This is a genomic window from Microcoleus sp. D3_18_C2, from assembly GCF_036702395.1.
GTDB lineage: Bacteria > Cyanobacteriota > Cyanobacteriia > Cyanobacteriales > Microcoleaceae > Microcoleus.
This window is the reverse complement of record NZ_JAUBTG010000043.1, coordinates 19938-35961: the sequence shown is the minus strand read 5'-3', so window position 1 is coordinate 35961 and position 16024 is coordinate 19938. Positions and strand designations below refer to the sequence as shown.

14 protein-coding genes and 2 pseudogenes are annotated in these 16024 nt (G+C 43.8%); 9 read left to right on the top strand and 7 right to left on the bottom strand.

The features are described from left to right. Positions 1-22: 22 nt before the first annotated feature. On the bottom strand, positions 23-193 hold the full coding sequence (locus QUA88_RS21645; protein WP_333211145.1) for a hypothetical protein: 171 nt from the start codon (positions 191-193) through the stop codon (positions 23-25). 97 nt (positions 194-290) lie between these two features. Here QUA88_RS21645 and QUA88_RS21640 point away from each other — a divergent pair. From QUA88_RS21640 to QUA88_RS21625, 4 genes and pseudogenes are all read left to right on the top strand, one after another. Next, positions 291-1327: pseudogene (locus tag QUA88_RS21640) on the top strand (IS5 family transposase); the annotation flags it as partial. A gap of 672 nt (positions 1328-1999) precedes the next feature. Continuing rightward, positions 2000-2350 (top strand): hypothetical protein, encoded by a 351-nt coding sequence (locus QUA88_RS21635; RefSeq protein WP_006635783.1) that lies wholly within the window; start codon positions 2000-2002, stop codon positions 2348-2350. Positions 2351-2457: 107 nt separating this feature from the next. Further along, positions 2458-3978: a stress-responsive protein Ycf46 gene (ycf46, locus tag QUA88_RS21630; protein ID WP_333057291.1), complete on the top strand. Its 1521-nt coding sequence runs from the start codon at positions 2458-2460 to the stop codon at positions 3976-3978. Positions 3979-4108: 130 nt separating this feature from the next. Further along, the gene (locus QUA88_RS21625; RefSeq protein WP_006635781.1) at positions 4109-4462 is read left to right on the top strand and encodes a DUF1257 domain-containing protein; all 354 of its coding nucleotides are present in this window, start codon (positions 4109-4111) and stop codon (positions 4460-4462) included. A gap of 170 nt (positions 4463-4632) precedes the next feature. On the opposite strand, the gene QUA88_RS21620 is transcribed toward QUA88_RS21625, so the two are convergent. Together QUA88_RS21620 and QUA88_RS21615 are read right to left on the bottom strand one after the other, a co-directional pair. Continuing rightward, entirely contained in the window at positions 4633-4971 is a 339-nt protein-coding gene (locus QUA88_RS21620; protein WP_333057267.1) for a hypothetical protein, read from the bottom strand. Positions 4972-4994: 23 nt separating this feature from the next. Continuing rightward, positions 4995-5264, bottom strand: coding sequence for a glycosyltransferase (locus tag QUA88_RS21615; RefSeq protein ID WP_333057268.1), 270 nt, complete (start codon positions 5262-5264; stop codon positions 4995-4997). A gap of 1124 nt (positions 5265-6388) precedes the next feature. On the opposite strand from QUA88_RS21615, the pseudogene QUA88_RS21610 reads away from it, so the two are divergent. Next, a pseudogene (locus QUA88_RS21610) lies at positions 6389-6721 on the top strand (transposase); the annotation flags it as partial. Between the two features lie 865 nt (positions 6722-7586). Here QUA88_RS21610 and QUA88_RS21605 read toward each other — a convergent pair. Together QUA88_RS21605 and QUA88_RS21600 are read right to left on the bottom strand one after the other, a co-directional pair. Beyond that, a complete protein-coding gene (locus tag QUA88_RS21605; RefSeq protein WP_333057269.1) occupies positions 7587-7913 on the bottom strand; it encodes a hypothetical protein in 327 nt (108 codons plus the stop codon). Between the two features lie 173 nt (positions 7914-8086). Further along, entirely contained in the window at positions 8087-9511 is a 1425-nt protein-coding gene (locus tag QUA88_RS21600) for an aspartate ammonia-lyase (protein WP_333211168.1), read from the bottom strand. 523 nt (positions 9512-10034) lie between these two features. On the opposite strand from QUA88_RS21600, the gene QUA88_RS21595 reads away from it, so the two are divergent. From QUA88_RS21595 to QUA88_RS21580, 4 genes are all read left to right on the top strand, one after another. Next, a complete protein-coding gene (locus QUA88_RS21595) occupies positions 10035-11900 on the top strand; it encodes a hypothetical protein (RefSeq protein ID WP_333273756.1) in 1866 nt (621 codons plus the stop codon). 224 nt (positions 11901-12124) lie between these two features. Continuing rightward, complete coding sequence (locus QUA88_RS21590) at positions 12125-13810, top strand: DNA repair helicase XPB (RefSeq protein WP_333273753.1); 1686 nt, start codon at positions 12125-12127, stop codon at positions 13808-13810. Between the two features lie 170 nt (positions 13811-13980). Continuing rightward, a complete protein-coding gene (locus tag QUA88_RS21585) occupies positions 13981-14421 on the top strand; it encodes a hypothetical protein (protein WP_333211152.1) in 441 nt (146 codons plus the stop codon). After that, entirely contained in the window at positions 14408-14737 is a 330-nt protein-coding gene (locus QUA88_RS21580) for a type II toxin-antitoxin system PemK/MazF family toxin (protein WP_333057275.1), read from the top strand. The genes QUA88_RS21585 and QUA88_RS21580 overlap by 14 nt, the downstream gene beginning before the upstream one ends. 93 nt (positions 14738-14830) lie before the next feature. On the opposite strand, the gene QUA88_RS21575 is transcribed toward QUA88_RS21580, so the two are convergent. Next, positions 14831-15298: a DUF29 domain-containing protein gene (locus QUA88_RS21575; RefSeq protein WP_333057276.1), complete on the bottom strand. Its 468-nt coding sequence runs from the start codon at positions 15296-15298 to the stop codon at positions 14831-14833. Positions 15299-15395: 97 nt separating this feature from the next. Next, positions 15396-15974 (bottom strand): DUF29 domain-containing protein, encoded by a 579-nt coding sequence (locus QUA88_RS21570; RefSeq protein ID WP_333273751.1) that lies wholly within the window; start codon positions 15972-15974, stop codon positions 15396-15398. Positions 15975-16024 lie beyond the last annotated feature (50 nt).

Genomic DNA, 16024 nt, shown 5'->3' with positions numbered 1-16024 from the left:
TAAAAAAGCAAACACATCGTAACTAATCGTTTTGAGGTGCAAGTGCGATCGCCTGTTCAAAAAAACTTCTATCAAATCCGCTGACATCGGAATTATAGTGGGAGGTTAAGAGTTCGCTATCCAAATCGCGAGTTCTTAACATCCCACTGAGATGATCTGAATATATTAGGGCTTGCTGAATAATCGATCGCATATTGCGTGGCGAAAGGTTTCGATCGCGCGAGCGAGAGTAAAGTCGCCGTGATAAACAGGTAAAATAGGTCAAAACCCGTGCATAGCCACCTGCGATCATGTACAGAAAAGCTGAGCTTGCTCCCCTCCAACCCTTAGACTTTGAACTAACCAACGGATGTAAATTGTCAGCCCTCAACCGTTGGGTAAAAATGGCCCAAATAATCCCGTGGGATGAATTTGAATCAGAATATGCGGCTAACTTCCCGACAGCGCATGGTGCACCAGCCAAATCTTTTCGGATGGCGTTGGGAGTATTAATCATTAAAAAAAAACTGGGAATTAGCGATCGTCCAAGAGTAGAACAGATTAGGGAAAACCCCTATCTACAATACTTTATTGGTCAATCAAGCTACAGTAACGAGCTACCCTTTGACCCCTCTCTATTAGTTCATTTTCGGCAACGAATTAGCCAGAATCTAATTAATAAACTTAACGAACGAATGGTTGAAAAAATCCGCTCCATCACCCCAGTTAAACCATAAAAAAAAAGGATTCGGACGCCAAAAATGAGTCACCCAATCGCGGAAAATTAATCATAGATGCTACCTGTGCCCCAGCCGACATTACCTATCCGACCGACTTAGGACTATTAAACAAAGCCAGAGTTCATACCGAAAAAATTATAGACATCCTGTATAAACAGATCAAATATCAAACCAGTAAAAAACCAACAACCTACCGTAATCTAGCAAGAAAAGACTACTTAGCAGTAGCTAAACAAAGACAGCCCACCCGAAACAAAAGAAAACAGGCACTAAAAAAACAGCTCCAATATATTAAAAGAAATCTACCTCATATTCAACAGCTAATCGATGCAGGTGCGACCATAGAATGCCTGAACAAAAAGCAATATAAAACCTTGCTAGTCCTTACAGATGTCTATCGCCAACAGCAATGGTTATTTGATAATAATAAACAGAGTATTGAGGATAGAATAGTAAGTTTAAGCCAACCCCACATCCGTCCGATAGTCAGAGGAAAAGCCGGAAAAAGCGTAGAGAGGCGAGCCAAACTATCAGCTAGTTGCTTTGAAGGGTATGTATTCTTAGATCGGATGAGCTGGGATAATTTTAACGAATCAGGAGACTTAAAACAATAGTTCGGACAGTTTTTGGCCCAATGGCTTATGCTCGCTTGACTTTGAGCCACTGTGGATAATTAAATCAATGTCAGCTCCACCCCTGACTTACATTTAATTCGACTTTTTTATGCTCCTTGCCCCGCGTAAGCTTGTAGTATAGTTCCAAAAACTGTCCGGACTATTGTTAAAGAATTTGGAGATAATTATGTAATTAATTTTGCTTGACTACTTAATTTTCATAAAAAATATAAATTAAAGTTAAAAAAGTTAGACTAAAAAAAGTTTGATGGCTTTGATTTTTGAAAAATACCAGTAATATCATCACATCTGCGGAATGTGGGTTTTAGCTTAACTTGTCAGTAATGACGGCGCACTCATGAGCGGGCTGGGCACTGATGGCGCACCTTACCCCAGATGGCGACTCAAAGAATTTGTTGGCCCTACTCCTATATATCTATTGTTCATATTTATAGTTGGTCGATCGTCCTTGACGCTACCCATACCTGCCGCTGCACCTCGGCCTCATCAGCTACACCCCTAACTTTTTCGTTGTTAACAGCCCCAGAGTTACCTCAAATGTAACGAAATATTACAAGATGACGCTAAAGCAGCATAGAGGCTTGACAGCAAAGAATTAAGCGGCTAATCTGATATACATACCCGGGTAAGTCAATTCACTGTCCTATGCAAGAAAAGCAAAAAGTTACATTGTATCTTCCACCAGAACTGCATCGCCAGCTCAAAATCCGAGCCGCAGTCGAAACTGAACCGATGTCATCAATTGCAGAAAGGGCAATTGTCTTCTACCTAGGAAATCCCGAACTGGTTGACGAAGTAGAAGCCTCCTACGGACAAACCCATCGGGTATACAACTGTCCAGAATGCACGGGTTCAGTAGTAATGCGAGATGGAGAACTGGCATCCGTAACAAGTCAGCCGAGCGTATTGGCTGAACAGGATCTTCCAGTAAAGCAGGTGTCGGGCGTCAGTGCCAGCACGGCAAAACCGGGAGAGGAAGAATTGGTTCCCTGCTAAGAATGCCTTGCTTCCCCAAAAAGCTAAAACTGAACATTTCAGTAAGAGGGCTAATGGCAGCATTGAGATTCAGCAAAGATAGCACCGTCTCTAGTGGGTCGAGGAATATGCAAGAAGAGATCAGTATTCTAATCCAAGCTCAATATCCTCTGATCTACCTCGTGACATCCGAGGAAGAGCGGTGTGAGCAAGCAATTTCGACAATAGCTCAAGCAAAACCACAGCGACGAGTATTTATCTGGACTGTAACTCACGGCATTGTGGAGTATGGTCAACCCCGCACCACCACCCAACACAACACCGTCTCGCCAGAGGCAGCAATTGAATGGGTGATCAGGCAGCGAGAACCCAACAGTAACGCTAGCATCTACATTTTCAAAGATTTGCATCCTTTTATAGATTCTCCTCCGGTAACGAGGTGGTTGCGCGATGCGATCGCCCACTTCAAAGGAACGCAAAAGACAATTATACTGATGTCTCCTTTGCAGCAAATTCCGATCGAGCTAGAAAAGGAAGTAGTGGTATTAGACTTCGCGTTGCCAGACATGAAGGAACTAAACCAAGTATTGTCTGGTCAGTTGGAACAAACGAAATCGCGACGCATTACCACAGAAGGGCGAGAAAAACTTTTAAAAGCAGCCTTGGGATTGACCAAGGACGAAGCTGAAAAAGTTTATCGCAAAGCTCAAGTTTCGACTGGGCGCCTCACAGAAGAAGAAGTAGACATAGTTCTTTCGGAGAAAAAGCAATTAATTCGGCGCAACGGCATTCTAGAGTTCATTGAAGAAGACGAAACCCTGGATGCAGTCGGCGGCTTAGAAGAGCTGAAGCGGTGGCTGAGACAGCGTTCCAACGCCTTTACAGAAAGGGCGAGAGAATACGGTCTGCCCCAACCAAAAGGGATGTTAATTCTCGGCGTACCGGGATGCGGGAAATCGCTGATTGCCAAGACCACCTCCCGCCTCTGGGGACTGCCCCTGCTGAGGCTAGATATGGGTAGAGTCTACGACGGCTCGATGGTGGGTCGATCGGAAGCCAACCTCCGCAATGCCCTCAAAACCGCAGAATCCATCTCTCCAGCCCTCCTCTTCATCGACGAACTAGACAAAGCGTTTGCAGGAGGCACTGGTTCGGCCGACTCAGACGGAGGCACCTCCAGCCGGATTTTCGGTTCGTTCCTCACTTGGATGCAAGAAAAGACTTCCCCAGTCTTCGTAATGGCAACAGCCAACCGAATCGAGCGGTTGCCGGGAGAATTCTTGAGGAAAGGCAGATTCGACGAACTCTTCTTTGTTGATCTGCCTACCAAAGAAGAACGCCAAGATATATTTAAGATTCACCTGTCAAAGCGCCGTCGGGAAATTACTCGCTTCGATTTAGAGCAACTTTCCAATGTTTCCGAGGGCTTTTCAGGTGCAGAGATTGAGCAAGCGCTAGTAGCCGCAATGTACGAAGCCTTCGCTCAAGATCGAGAGTTTACGCAGCTAGACATCATCGCGGCCATTAAATCCACAATGCCACTGTCTAAAACAATGACCGAACAGGTCACCGCCCTGCGAGATTGGGCTAGACAGCGTGCACGGCCCGCTGCGTCTTCCGTCGCTGAATATCAGCGAATGGAATTTTAAAAGCTTTCTCCTGGTCCAAACAGGAGCAAAGGCTAGCAACAGCTAGCAGTTCGATTCAAGAGCCGCCAAGCGGCACCGTTAAATCCAGACCGTTGTTGTTTCTCTCTCAGTTTTATTAGGAGGAAATCCAATGTCTCACTTTAGCACACTGCGTACCAAAATCACCGATGCCGAAATCCTGAAAGCTTCCCTGCGCGACTTGGGCATTTCAGTCAAGTCAGAAGCTGATGTTCGTGGCTATAACGGTCAGCGCGTTCGCTCCGACATCGTGGCGATTCTGGAAGGCGAATATGACCTGGGTTGGTCTCGCAATAGCGATGGTTCTTTTGACCTGATTGCCGACCTCTGGGGCGTCGCCAAAAAGCACAATCAAACTGAGTTAATCAACTCCATCAACCAGAAGTACGCAGTCAACAAGACCTTGGCAGCAGTCAAGCAGCGCGGTTTGCAAAATGCCAACGTTAAGCTGGTAGTGCAAAACTAATTGAACTGCATATTTCCAAGCTCGCGGGTTAACCAAACAAACGGGTTAACCCGTTTTTAGATCGCTAGGAGGTAGAGGGGGGTCTTTGGGCCGCCACATACTTTTTTAGCACCCCCAAGCAGCAGCTTTCAACCTGAAAGCTGCTGCTTTATCCTTTAATGGTCGGCTTCCTAATGCTTAGGACAATCGTCGATCGTTTGTTGAGAAATTTCAAGTATTCGATCGACTTTGCGTTCCCAATCAAAAGGCTGCCGGACTCGTTCCCGTCCCGCACAACCCATACTCTGCCGCAATTCTGGTGACTGAGCGAGCTTGAGCATCGCATCTGTCAGTCCCTTGACAAAGCCTTCTCTGGAAGCGGGTTCTACTAAAATACCGCAAGTGGAATTCAGATAAGGATCGCGAATTAAATAATTTACACTCTTGAAAGTGGGGAGTAGGGGATGGGCTGATAGCCCGCCCTTTCTGGACGGGCTATAAGAGCCCATCCCACAAGAACCATCACGCATTGTAAGTTATTTAATTCTCATTCCTAATCTGCCGGGCCGCCCCAGTTCGTTGCTATGACGGGCAAGCCCACTGCCATTGCCTCCATCACCACTGCCGGGCCGCATTCCCGCACACTGGGGAAAACCATTGCATGAGCTTGTTGCATTTTGAGGGCGCACTCCCCCTGAGACAGCCAGCCACTAAATACAACGCTGCTGTCGATGCCTAAGCGAGCTGTTTGAGCTTCGAGTTCCCCTCGGATTTGCCCATCACCGATGATTTCCAACCCACATTCGGCACTCTCAACTGGCACATAGGCGGATTGAGGGGGGAAATTTGATACTCCCCACCGATGAATCGGGGGGATTCTTGATTAAGACCACAAAGGGACTTTCAAAGGCGTTATCAATGCACCTCTACCCACTCAGCGATTGCACAAATCCAAGCCTTGCGTATATTTTGTTTGTTTGTTTATGCTTTCAGAGTCCATCACAACGCCAGATAGGTACGCTCAATAATTCACTATTGCTTGTTTGGTCAGGCTACAGTCAAGCTGAGACGAACCAAAGAAAGGAGTTTCACCTTATTAAATTATTTCAACACGTGGATGGTTATTCTTAATCACGTTATAATTATACCGCTTTGTATTAATACCAATTCACTATGAAGGTACACGCTCATGTAGGCTAAAAGTAGAGGAGATGCAATATGGGCAACAAATTTAAGGTAGAAATCCCGGAAACGGTTGAGGAACTAGAGCATCGACTCGAACGGGCTATAACCGCAGTAAGTAAAGAAAAATTACTGCTATTATACTGAATTGCCACCAAAAAAATCAAAACAAGAGAAGAATTAGCCACGATGCACCGATCGAGACGAATCAACAATATATCGTTGGTTAAGAGCTTACAAATAAGGTGGAATTACCTCATTACTCACAGTAAAAAAAAGCTCCCGGTAAGACTCCACATATACCGCCCGAAGTTAGATAAAAATTAATCAAAAAACTGCAAGAGCCAGAGGGGGAAACAAGTTATGGCAAATTACAGATATGGCTAGAAAAAGAATGCGGAATCAAAGTGAGCTATAAAGTCGTACATGACCTAGTTCATTATAAATTAAAATATTACCTCTCTCGTCCCAAGACCCCAAAGCAATAAGGTGAACGAAGTTGCACAGACAAACTTTAAAAAAAAAACTGTGGGAGATTATCAAAGTAATGATTAAATATTTCGGAACAGGACAGCCTGTAAGGATATGGTGTCAGGACGAGAGTAGATTTGGATTGATTACTATGCAGGGCATGATGATTACATTGAAGGGGATAAAACCAGTCGGAAAAAAGCAATGGAAGCGAGGAAAATTCTATGTGTATGGAGTTGTATAGCCATAACAGGTGAACTATATTATCAATAATTTTCTCAGCTCAATCACAACTGCTTTCAAGAGTTTTTACATAAATTTGCTGAAAAATACTCAGACTATTTCAATCTAATTATCATGGATAATGGTAGCTTTCATAAAGCTCTCTTATTAGACTGGCATGACCATGTAATGCCAATATATTTACCTGCCTATAGTCCTGAATTGAATCCGATTGAAAGATTGTGGGAACATACAAAAAAAGACCTCAAGTGGGAAAATTATTCGAGTTTAGATAAACTCAAAGAACAGGTAGATATAATTATCAAATCTCTCACGAATGAAGAAGTTTTATCTCTCTGTGGTTGGGACTATATCCTTGAAGCTATATTAAGTGCAGGTTCATAGTGAATTGATATTAGTGAGAAAAACATTATCATTCTCGAAAAAGCTATAAAATCAGATCGGGGCAATCTGGAACGTCATCCACGAATATAACCAACAAGTCAGAAAAAAAATGGGGATTGCATAACAATATCGATTGTTTTTCTCTGTCCTTTACAAAAAAAAATACCAAAATATGTTCGATATTGTTGCCAATATTCCAAGGCGACTAAGACATCTTCTTCGAGAGTTAGGATGGTGCGAAGTCCTCTTCTGTCTTTATTATTTTCTACAGCAAAGTTCACCCTTGGCGTTAACTATTGCTTTGAGGGTTTGAATGTTGATACCAAATCAACGTGGAAATTGACAAGATTGCAAATTTATATAAGATTGATTTTTCGTGATTTACTTATTGTGTAATGACAACAGAACTTTCTAGCATCTTATCCTGTCTATGGCAAGACAAGAGTGAAAATAAGTTACGAGTTGGGATTCAATTAACTCAAGCAAAATGTTTCATTATATCATAAAATTATTTTACAATAGGTCTAAGCTGTTGGGCATCTAAATTGTATTTTTGGGGCGGGCTAAGAGTGCCAAACCCTACTCCCCACAAGACTTTTTTTAAATTTGACTATACAATTTAAATGCACTGGGAGCATCTCATATTTGTAAAAACACTTCTTCTGGGTCCTTCCTTCTTCCTCTTCCCTCTTCCCTCCTGCCTCAAAACTCCTGCCTCAAAACTCCAATTTCTAGCGGAGGCCTGCTTTCATTGAGATGCTCCCAATGCACTTCAGCTTAAGCTCAATGTAACGCAGGCACGGAACACCCTAACCAGGGTGATATGCGCCTGCGTTATCAAGAATCATCTCAATACAAATGAACCCTAACTATTCATCGGCAATCTACCAGATGCAGCCCGCTGCATGGTACTAACTCGCAGCGAGTTAGAGAATATTCCTTGACCTTGCAGTTCAGGGATAGCAGGTTTTACTTCTACTTTTACCACCCTGGCTGTGCAGATAAAAACCGTTTGATCGGCTAAATGGAAAGTCAACCAAGGTTGATTTAACAAATTCAGCAGTTCTTCTTGTAGTTCTTGTGCAGGTATCGGAATAGTGAAAGTTTCAGCCTGACCTTCCACATAATGAAATGTCACTTGAGTTGTGTTCTCTTTATCTTGAGTTAATTTGGCAAAAGAACCGGCGCGCATAAATTTTGCTCCCCAACTTTAGACTATAAAAAAAATCAGAATTAAATCTAAAAAATTTGAATTCTGAATTGTTTAACTTTAACCTGTGACAGGGCTGAGGCAGAACTCAGAAGACTGAAGGCAGAATTAAATCGAGTTCAGCCTTCTAGTTTATAGCTGATTCCTGCGATCGCCTATACGTTAGCAGAAGATGTTGGCATCGCACTCATTTTCTCTAAATCTAGAACTTTTGCCAAGTCTTCTGCACTCATTAAACCCCTTTCTAGCACAATTTGCCGCAAAGATTTGCCGGTTTCTAGAGATTCTTTGGCGACAGCGGCGGCGTTGAGATAGCCGATGTGAGTGTTGAGGGCGGTAACGAGGGCGAGACTGCCTTCTGCGTAGGCGAGACATCGATCGCCCTTAGCTTCAATTTTGGCGAGGCATTGTGTAGTCAAAGCGCTGATGGTATTGCCCAAAATTTCGATGCTGTGAATGAGATTGTAGGCAATCAGGGGCATCATCACGTTCAATTCTAATTGTCCCGCTTGGGCGGCAAGGGCGATCGCGCTATCGTAACCCATAACTTGAAAACAAACCATCGATGTCATTTCTGCCATCACAGGGTTGTATTTTCCCGGCATAATTGACGAACCAGGTTGCACAGGAGGCAGTTGAATTTCTTTCAAACCCGTTTTCGGCCCGGAGTCCATCAAACGCAAGTCATGGGACATTTTAACGCAATCCTGAGCGAGATTTCGCAGTGCACCGGAGACATTTACAAACGGTGCCATACTCTGCATAGCAGCCATTAAATGCTTTGCTGGTTTCAGGGGGTGGTCAATTAATTCGGAGAGAATTTCAGCAACTTTTTGACAGTATTCAGGATGAGTATTTAACCCGGTTCCTGCCGCACTTCCCCCCAATCCCAGGGATGTCAAATCATCGGATGCCCTGTCAATTCTCAAGGTATGTTCTTTCAGAATTTGCGCCCAAGCGCCGAAGGTGTCGCCGAGTCGAACCGGCACAGCATCTTGCAGGTGAGTGCGGCCGGATTTAACAATATCTTTGAATTCTTCGGCTTTGTTTTCTAGGGCGACTACGGCATCCGACAAAGCCGGAAACAGAGTTTTTTCTAACGCCAACAATCCGCCAATCCGAATCGCCGTCGGAATCACATCATTTGTCGATTGACCGTAGTTTACATGATCGTTAGGACTAACGCGCTTGTAATTGCCTTTTTCATCGCCCATAATTTCCAAAGCGCGATTTGAAAGAACTTCATTAACGTTCATGTGGTGAGAAGTTCCGGCGCCGGCTTGGTAGACATCAACTACAAATTGATCGCGCAATTTGCCAGCTAGGATTTCATCTGCTGCTTGGACAATTGCTTGACTGATGTCTTGGGGAATGCAGCCTAGTTCACCATTGGCGATCGCCGTTGCTTTTTTAATTAAAACACAAGCATCAACGTATGTTGATAAAGGCTTAATGCCGCTAATCGGGAAATTTTCAATAGCCCTTAGAGTTTGGATGCCATAATAGACATTAGATGGGATTTGTTTGTCTCCCATCGAGTCGCTTTCGGTGCGATAGGTTGCGGTTGGCTTTTGAGTCATATCGTCTGGTTTGTGAGAATTAGGAATTGGGATTTTTTTTAAGAATGCTGACTGCCACTGCTGTTTTACCGCGTCGGCGGACTCAGTAAAATACAAGTCAATCGATTTTCGATTTTCGATTTTCGATTTTCGATTAAAGAATTGAAGCATTGACCCCACGGATAAACTGGGGGGGCAAGTTTATCGGATACAGGTTTTTTATTTCTCCACGGATGAATCCGGGGGCTTGTATCCTGGATGCTTTCGCTCACGATTGTAAATAATTATCTCACACTCCGAGTTAAATCTCAAATCTCAAATCTTAAATTAAGATTATTTACCTAAAAGTGTGCAAGAATAGTTGTGTAATTCCGAGTTGTTTAGAACGCCTCCTTCTGTACTTGAGCAGATAAATTTGCGTGCTTAAAAATAAATATTAAACCAGAATTTGAATTTTTGTCACAAAAATTCAAATTACAAATCGGGGAAAGTTGTTATATTTGGTAGCACAAACAATTTTGCAGCAGGCGAATTGCCAAAAATTATGCCGCGTTACCAAACCATAGATGATGTTCCTACCCTCCAAGAGGCACTGGAAGGAATAATTGTTGAAGATTTAAAAAAGCTGAATGCACTGTTGTCGGGCGATCGTAAATTAACCCGCAAAGCTGACCTGGTTGCTGGGATTAAACAGCAAATGCAGGGAGAAAAACTTAAGCAAGTTTGGGCGCAATTAGACGATTTGCAAAAAGCGGCCGTAGCGGAAGTTATACATGGGTCAGGTGGTGGCTATGATGCCGATGTATTTGTGGCGAAATACGGACAACAACCAAACTGGGGAACCAGCGATCGCTATGGATACAACCGAGAACCATCCCTACTATGCTTGTTCTTCTACGGCACTGTGATACCCTACGATCTTGAAGAAAAATTGCTGAAGTTTGTGCCAAAACCTCAAGGAATTTCCTTAAATCTGGTTGGTGATGTACTGCCAGATAATTTTATGGTTCGTGTAGAAAAACGTAACTTTCGTACATCTCAAAGAGAGGTATCCGAGTACGAACTTCCTTTGACTATTTGTGAAATGGAACGGGCAGCCCCAAAGGATTTGGAAGCAGTTTTGCGTCTGATTCAGTCGGGCAAAGTTGCCGTTAGTGAGAAAACCGCATTACCTGGTGCCGCAACTCTCAAAGCGATCGCCGCTGTATTGCAAGGGGGTGATTTTTATAACGACGAACAGCGCCAAGCTACCTTGGAAAAGGGCGATATATTCTACGAGGTTGGTAACATCAAATCCTTTGCTTGGGCAGCGATCGCCCAAGCGAGCAAATTCGCCGAACAATCGGGCAAAAAGCTAGTCTTGACCAAAGCGGGACAGAAAGCCTTGCAAGAATCACCTGCCAAAGGATTGCAGACAGCATGGAAGCGCTGGTTAAAAACAAACTCTTTTGATGAATTTCGCCGCATTGATGCGATTAAAGGACAAACCGGCAAGGGCGCGCGCGGCATGACAGCGGTGGCGGGGCGGAGAGAGGCGATCGCCTCAAGGCTAGCAGAATGTCCTGTCGGTAAATGGATTTTGTTTAGCGAATTTAGCAGGTATATGTTGGCCACGGGCAATCGGTTTGAAGTAACGCGCGATCCCGACAATCTCTATATTTCTGAATTTGGGTATGGTAACTTAGGATATTCGGGCAGTCACGATTGGCATATTCTGCAAGAAAGATATATGCGCTGCCTGTTGTTTGAATATGTTGCTACCCTGGGAATAATTGATGTTGCCTATGCCGATCCGTCCCTCGTACCCAGCGATTTTGACGATCTTTGGGGAACGGACGATTTGAGATTTCTCAGCCGGTACGACGGCTTAATCTCTTTTCGCCTGACAGCTTTGGGGGCTTACTGTTTGGGATTGACTCAGAATTACACCCCGCCAGCAATTGAGTTCCGTCAAACACTCCGCGTACTGCCCAATTTAGATATTGTTGTAGCAGGAGAAGGCATTGCGGCATCAGATGCGATCGTCCTCGATCTCTATGCTAAAAAAGTTTCAGATGTCGTCTGGCAACTCGATCGACAAAAGCTATTTACCGCCATTGAAGCCGGATACCCGCTAGCAGAATTTAAAGAAGTTTTAGAAACAAGAAGTATCGAACCGCTACCCGAAACCGTACAGCAATTTCTGACGGATGTTACAGAACGAGCGAATAGTTTGCAAGATGTAGGAAATGTCAAGTTAATCGAATGTACAAACGCCCATTTAGCAGTGTTGATTGCCAATGATTCCCGTACCAAAAAATTCTGTCAGCTAGCGGGCGATCGCACTTTAGCAGTTCCATTATTCCAGGAAACTAAATTTCGCAATGCCCTGCGGCAAATCGGCTACGTCTTACCCCAGCGGGATAAATAGTACGATCGTGTCCGGTGGTATCTGAGATGTTGCATCATTCTCAATAAGGCTTTTATGGGCGGGCTTTCTGGCCCACCCCACAAGAAATTAATTCGGAACAGGCAAGATGCCTGTTCCACAAAGAATTAATTTCTTGTGGAACAGGCATCTTGCCTGTTCTTAAGAATGTTGCAAGATGTAATGTGGTAAGTTGTTCTGCCTTTTATCTGCGATCGAAACAACCTATGAATTATGTTCCCGAAAATGCTTTGATCGTGCAAAGCGATCGCTCAATTTTACTAGAAGTTCACGCCCCAACAGCACAACAGGCGCGAGAAGCGATCGCCCCTTTTGCCGAATTAATCAAAAGTCCCGAACACATCCACACCTATCGCATTACGCCCCTCAGTGTTTGGAATGCGCGGGCGGCGGGAATGCCAGTTGAAGACGCGATCGCAGCTTTGCGAAAATATGCCAAGTATGCCATTCCTGAGTCCGTAGCGCAGGAAATTGAACTGTTGGGGGCGCGGTATGGATTAACTGTAATTGAAAGAATCGATGCGGCTAGCCCCGATTTACAACTGCGAATTGCCGATTTGCCCCTAGCGGAATTGCTGGTACGGGACGATCGCGTTAAACCAATGTTGGGGAAGCGCATCTCCGATCTTTGCTTTCAAGTCGATGCCGGGAATCGCGGCGTACTCAAGCAAGCTTTACTAGCGGTGGGCTATCCGGCAGAAGATTTGGCCGGATATGTTGAGGGTGCCGAATTAGGGATTTCTTTGCGCGATCGTACTTTAGCGGACTTGCCCTTTAATTTGCGTGCTTATCAACAAGAAGCAGCAGAGGCATTCTATCAGGACGGGGAGGTAAAAGGTGGAAGTGGGACGATCGTCCTACCGTGCGGGGCTGGTAAAACCATAGTCGGGATGTTAGCGATGAGTTTGGTAAAGCAAAAGACACTCATCCTCACCAGCAGTTTGACTTCAGTGCACCAGTGGCGCAGGGAAATATTAGACAAAACGAGTTTAACTGAGGATGCGATCGCTGAGTACAGCAGTGTCTCCAAACAGACGGCTGCTGTCACCCTATCGACTTACCAAATGCTAAGTTATCGATCGAATAAAGATGATGAATTCCCGCATTTCGAGTTGTTTAACGCCCAATCGTGGGGACTGATTATTTATGATGAAGTCCATCTATTACCTGCACCGATATTTCGGATCACCGCTGAATTGCAAGCACGACGCAGGTTAGGTTTAACTGCGACATTGATTCGCGAAGACGGGAAAGAAGGCGATGTTTTCACATTGATTGGGCCCAAGCGCTATGACGTACCTTGGCGCGAATTGGAAGGACAGGGATTTATTGCGACTGCGAATTGTACGGAAATCCGTGTCGCCCAAAATGAGGCGGAAAAAATGGAATATGCCCTAGCGCCCCGCCGCAATCAGTTTCGGATTGCTGCGGAAAATCCGGGTAAGTTGGATGTGGTACAAAGTTTGTTGCAAAAGGAGGCGGGACACCGTATTTTAATTATTGGTGAGTATCTCGAACAGTTGGATGCGATCGCCAAAATTACCGAATTGCCTCTGATTACGGGGAAGACAAAACAGGCAGATCGCGATCGGTTATACGAAGCATTCCGTCACAAAGAAATTCCCGGATTAATTCTATCTCGCGTGGGCAATTTTGCCGTCGATTTACCCGATGCCGATGTGTTGATTCAAGTATCGGGAAAGTATGGTTCTCGCCAAGAAGAAGCGCAGCGCCTCGGACGAATTCTCCGCCCGAAATCCGACGGACATACTGCGAGTTTTTATACATTAGTATCGCTACAAACTTGCGAGGAAGATTTTGCCCGACACCGCCAACTATTCCTCACCGAACAGGGCTACAACTATCGCATAGAGGTTCAAAAAGATGTTTAGTCTGCCTTGCATAATAGACTTCTGACAAATCAACAGTCGGCGCGCATTAAAAGTGAAACTGGCAGTTTGCAAAAAGCTAAAATTGATGAGCAAGGGCGATCGCCCGCAGAGGGATAAAGTCAGCTATAATTTTATAAGTAAATTAATTTTACTGTTAGTGTAAAACTCCCATGAACCAACCAGCACAAACTTTTACATACCCAGTGAATTTTTTGAGACTCGGAAATCTCGAAAAAACTTTATTAGAAAATCTGCAACTGCTTCCAACAGAAAAGCGACAGGAAGTTCTGGATTTTGTGCAATTTCTTGTACATCAAGCACAAGTAAAACAGTCACCAAATGAAAGTTCTGAGTCCAATATTTTGCAAACAGAGCCATCGCATCCCAAGCGCTCGTTTATTGAGTTTTTGAGTTGCGTATTAGAATCCCCTCCAATACTAAAACCGTTTGTAGAGATAACAACCCAAGAAGATTTAACCGCTGCCCAATTAACAGAGTTTTTTGTAGTCAACAGCGAAGACTTTTTAATTAATTCAACCATTACTCGCAGTCACGAAGCTTTTTTGAACAGCTACGCACCCGAAGACGAAGGACTTTATGACGACTATTAATCCTGGTGATTTTTGGGTGGCAAATATTCCTTTTACAAACGGCGCAGACTATAAAAAACGCCCCATACTTTTACTTTGGTTGGATGGGGATGATGTGGTAGCAGCCGCCGTCACCTCTGCAAAACCCCGCAGCCAAACTGATGTATTTCTTAATGATTGGTCTGTCAGCGGTTTGCGCGTTTCTTCAACAGTGCGTTTGTCTAGATTAGATTGTTTGGAAAAGTCTTTGTTGCTAGCGAAAATCGGGCCAATTTCTCAAGCAGATGCAGCAGCAGTGAAACAAGTCTGGGAGTTGTACGTTAAGCCTCAATTCTAACATATATAAGGTTCTTCGTAAGTCCCGATCAGTAAACAGGTTGGGTTGATAAACCAGGTGGCTACGTCAGTCCAAAAAATGCGATCGCGCACTTTACTCAAAATTTCCATCTTCTAAAGCGCCATCCGACAAATTATATTCATCCTCAAAAACTTCCGACCAAGCAAGTGAGGTTAATTGACATTTTTTACCCATTTCATCCTGGGCATCTTTCAGCGCAACTTTAAAACATTTCTCCCAGAGAGACTCAATAAAATCACGATTTAAAATCGGCATTTCTTCTTGACTTTCTTCAAGCTCTCGCCGCGCCGAACGAATACTAATAGCCCAGCTAGCTGTTCGTTTTTCAGGTTGATTTTTCCATTTAATAACATGAAGCATTAAACGAATTAACTGGCTTTTTAATGCTCGTTTTTCGGTTCTTCCCATTGCTTCAATTAAGGATTCTAAACCTGCCGTTGCTTCCATAGATTTTCCTTCTTTGAGAAGTGTCTGGACTGTGACAGCCGTTTGATAATGAGAACACACTGCTAACCAGTCCCAATCTTGTTTAGTCAGCATTGCCCTATCCTTGAAATTGCTTATATTCCTAAATTTATCATAAATCAATAGTTATGGCAATCGGCGGTTGAATCCAGATTTCGTATCGATCTAAACTTTAATTTTCTTCATCGTTATCAGATAAAGTATATTCCTCCTCAAAAACTTCTGACCAAGAAAGGGAAGTCAATTGACATTCAACTTTCCTCATTTCGGTGTTAGCCTCTTTCACGGCTGCTTGAAAACATTTATCCCAAATAGATGCAATAAATTCACGATTTAAACTAGGAACTTCTTCCTGAATATCTTCTATTTCTCGGCGTGCGGATAGAATGCTAATAGCCCAGCTAGTAGTTTGTTTTTGAGGTTGAGATTTCCATTTAATAATATGAAGCATTAAACGAATTAACTGGCTTTTTAATGCTCGTTTTTCGGTTCTTCCCATTGCTTCAATTAAAGATTCTAAACCTGCCGTTGCTTCCATAGATTTTCCTTCTTTGAGAAGTGTCTGGACTGTGACAGCCGTTTGATAATGAGAACACACTGCTAACCAGTCCCAATCTTGTTTAGTCAGCATTGCCCTATCCTTGAAATTGCTTATATTCCTAAATTTATCATAGCGATCGCCCCTCAACTGGGTTCTCCCACCCCCCAACAGCCCAACAATACTTAATAAAAACTTTATAAAACTTACCATATTCGCATAGATTAGAGTTATCCTAGAAAATCCAGCAATCCTGCAAAGCG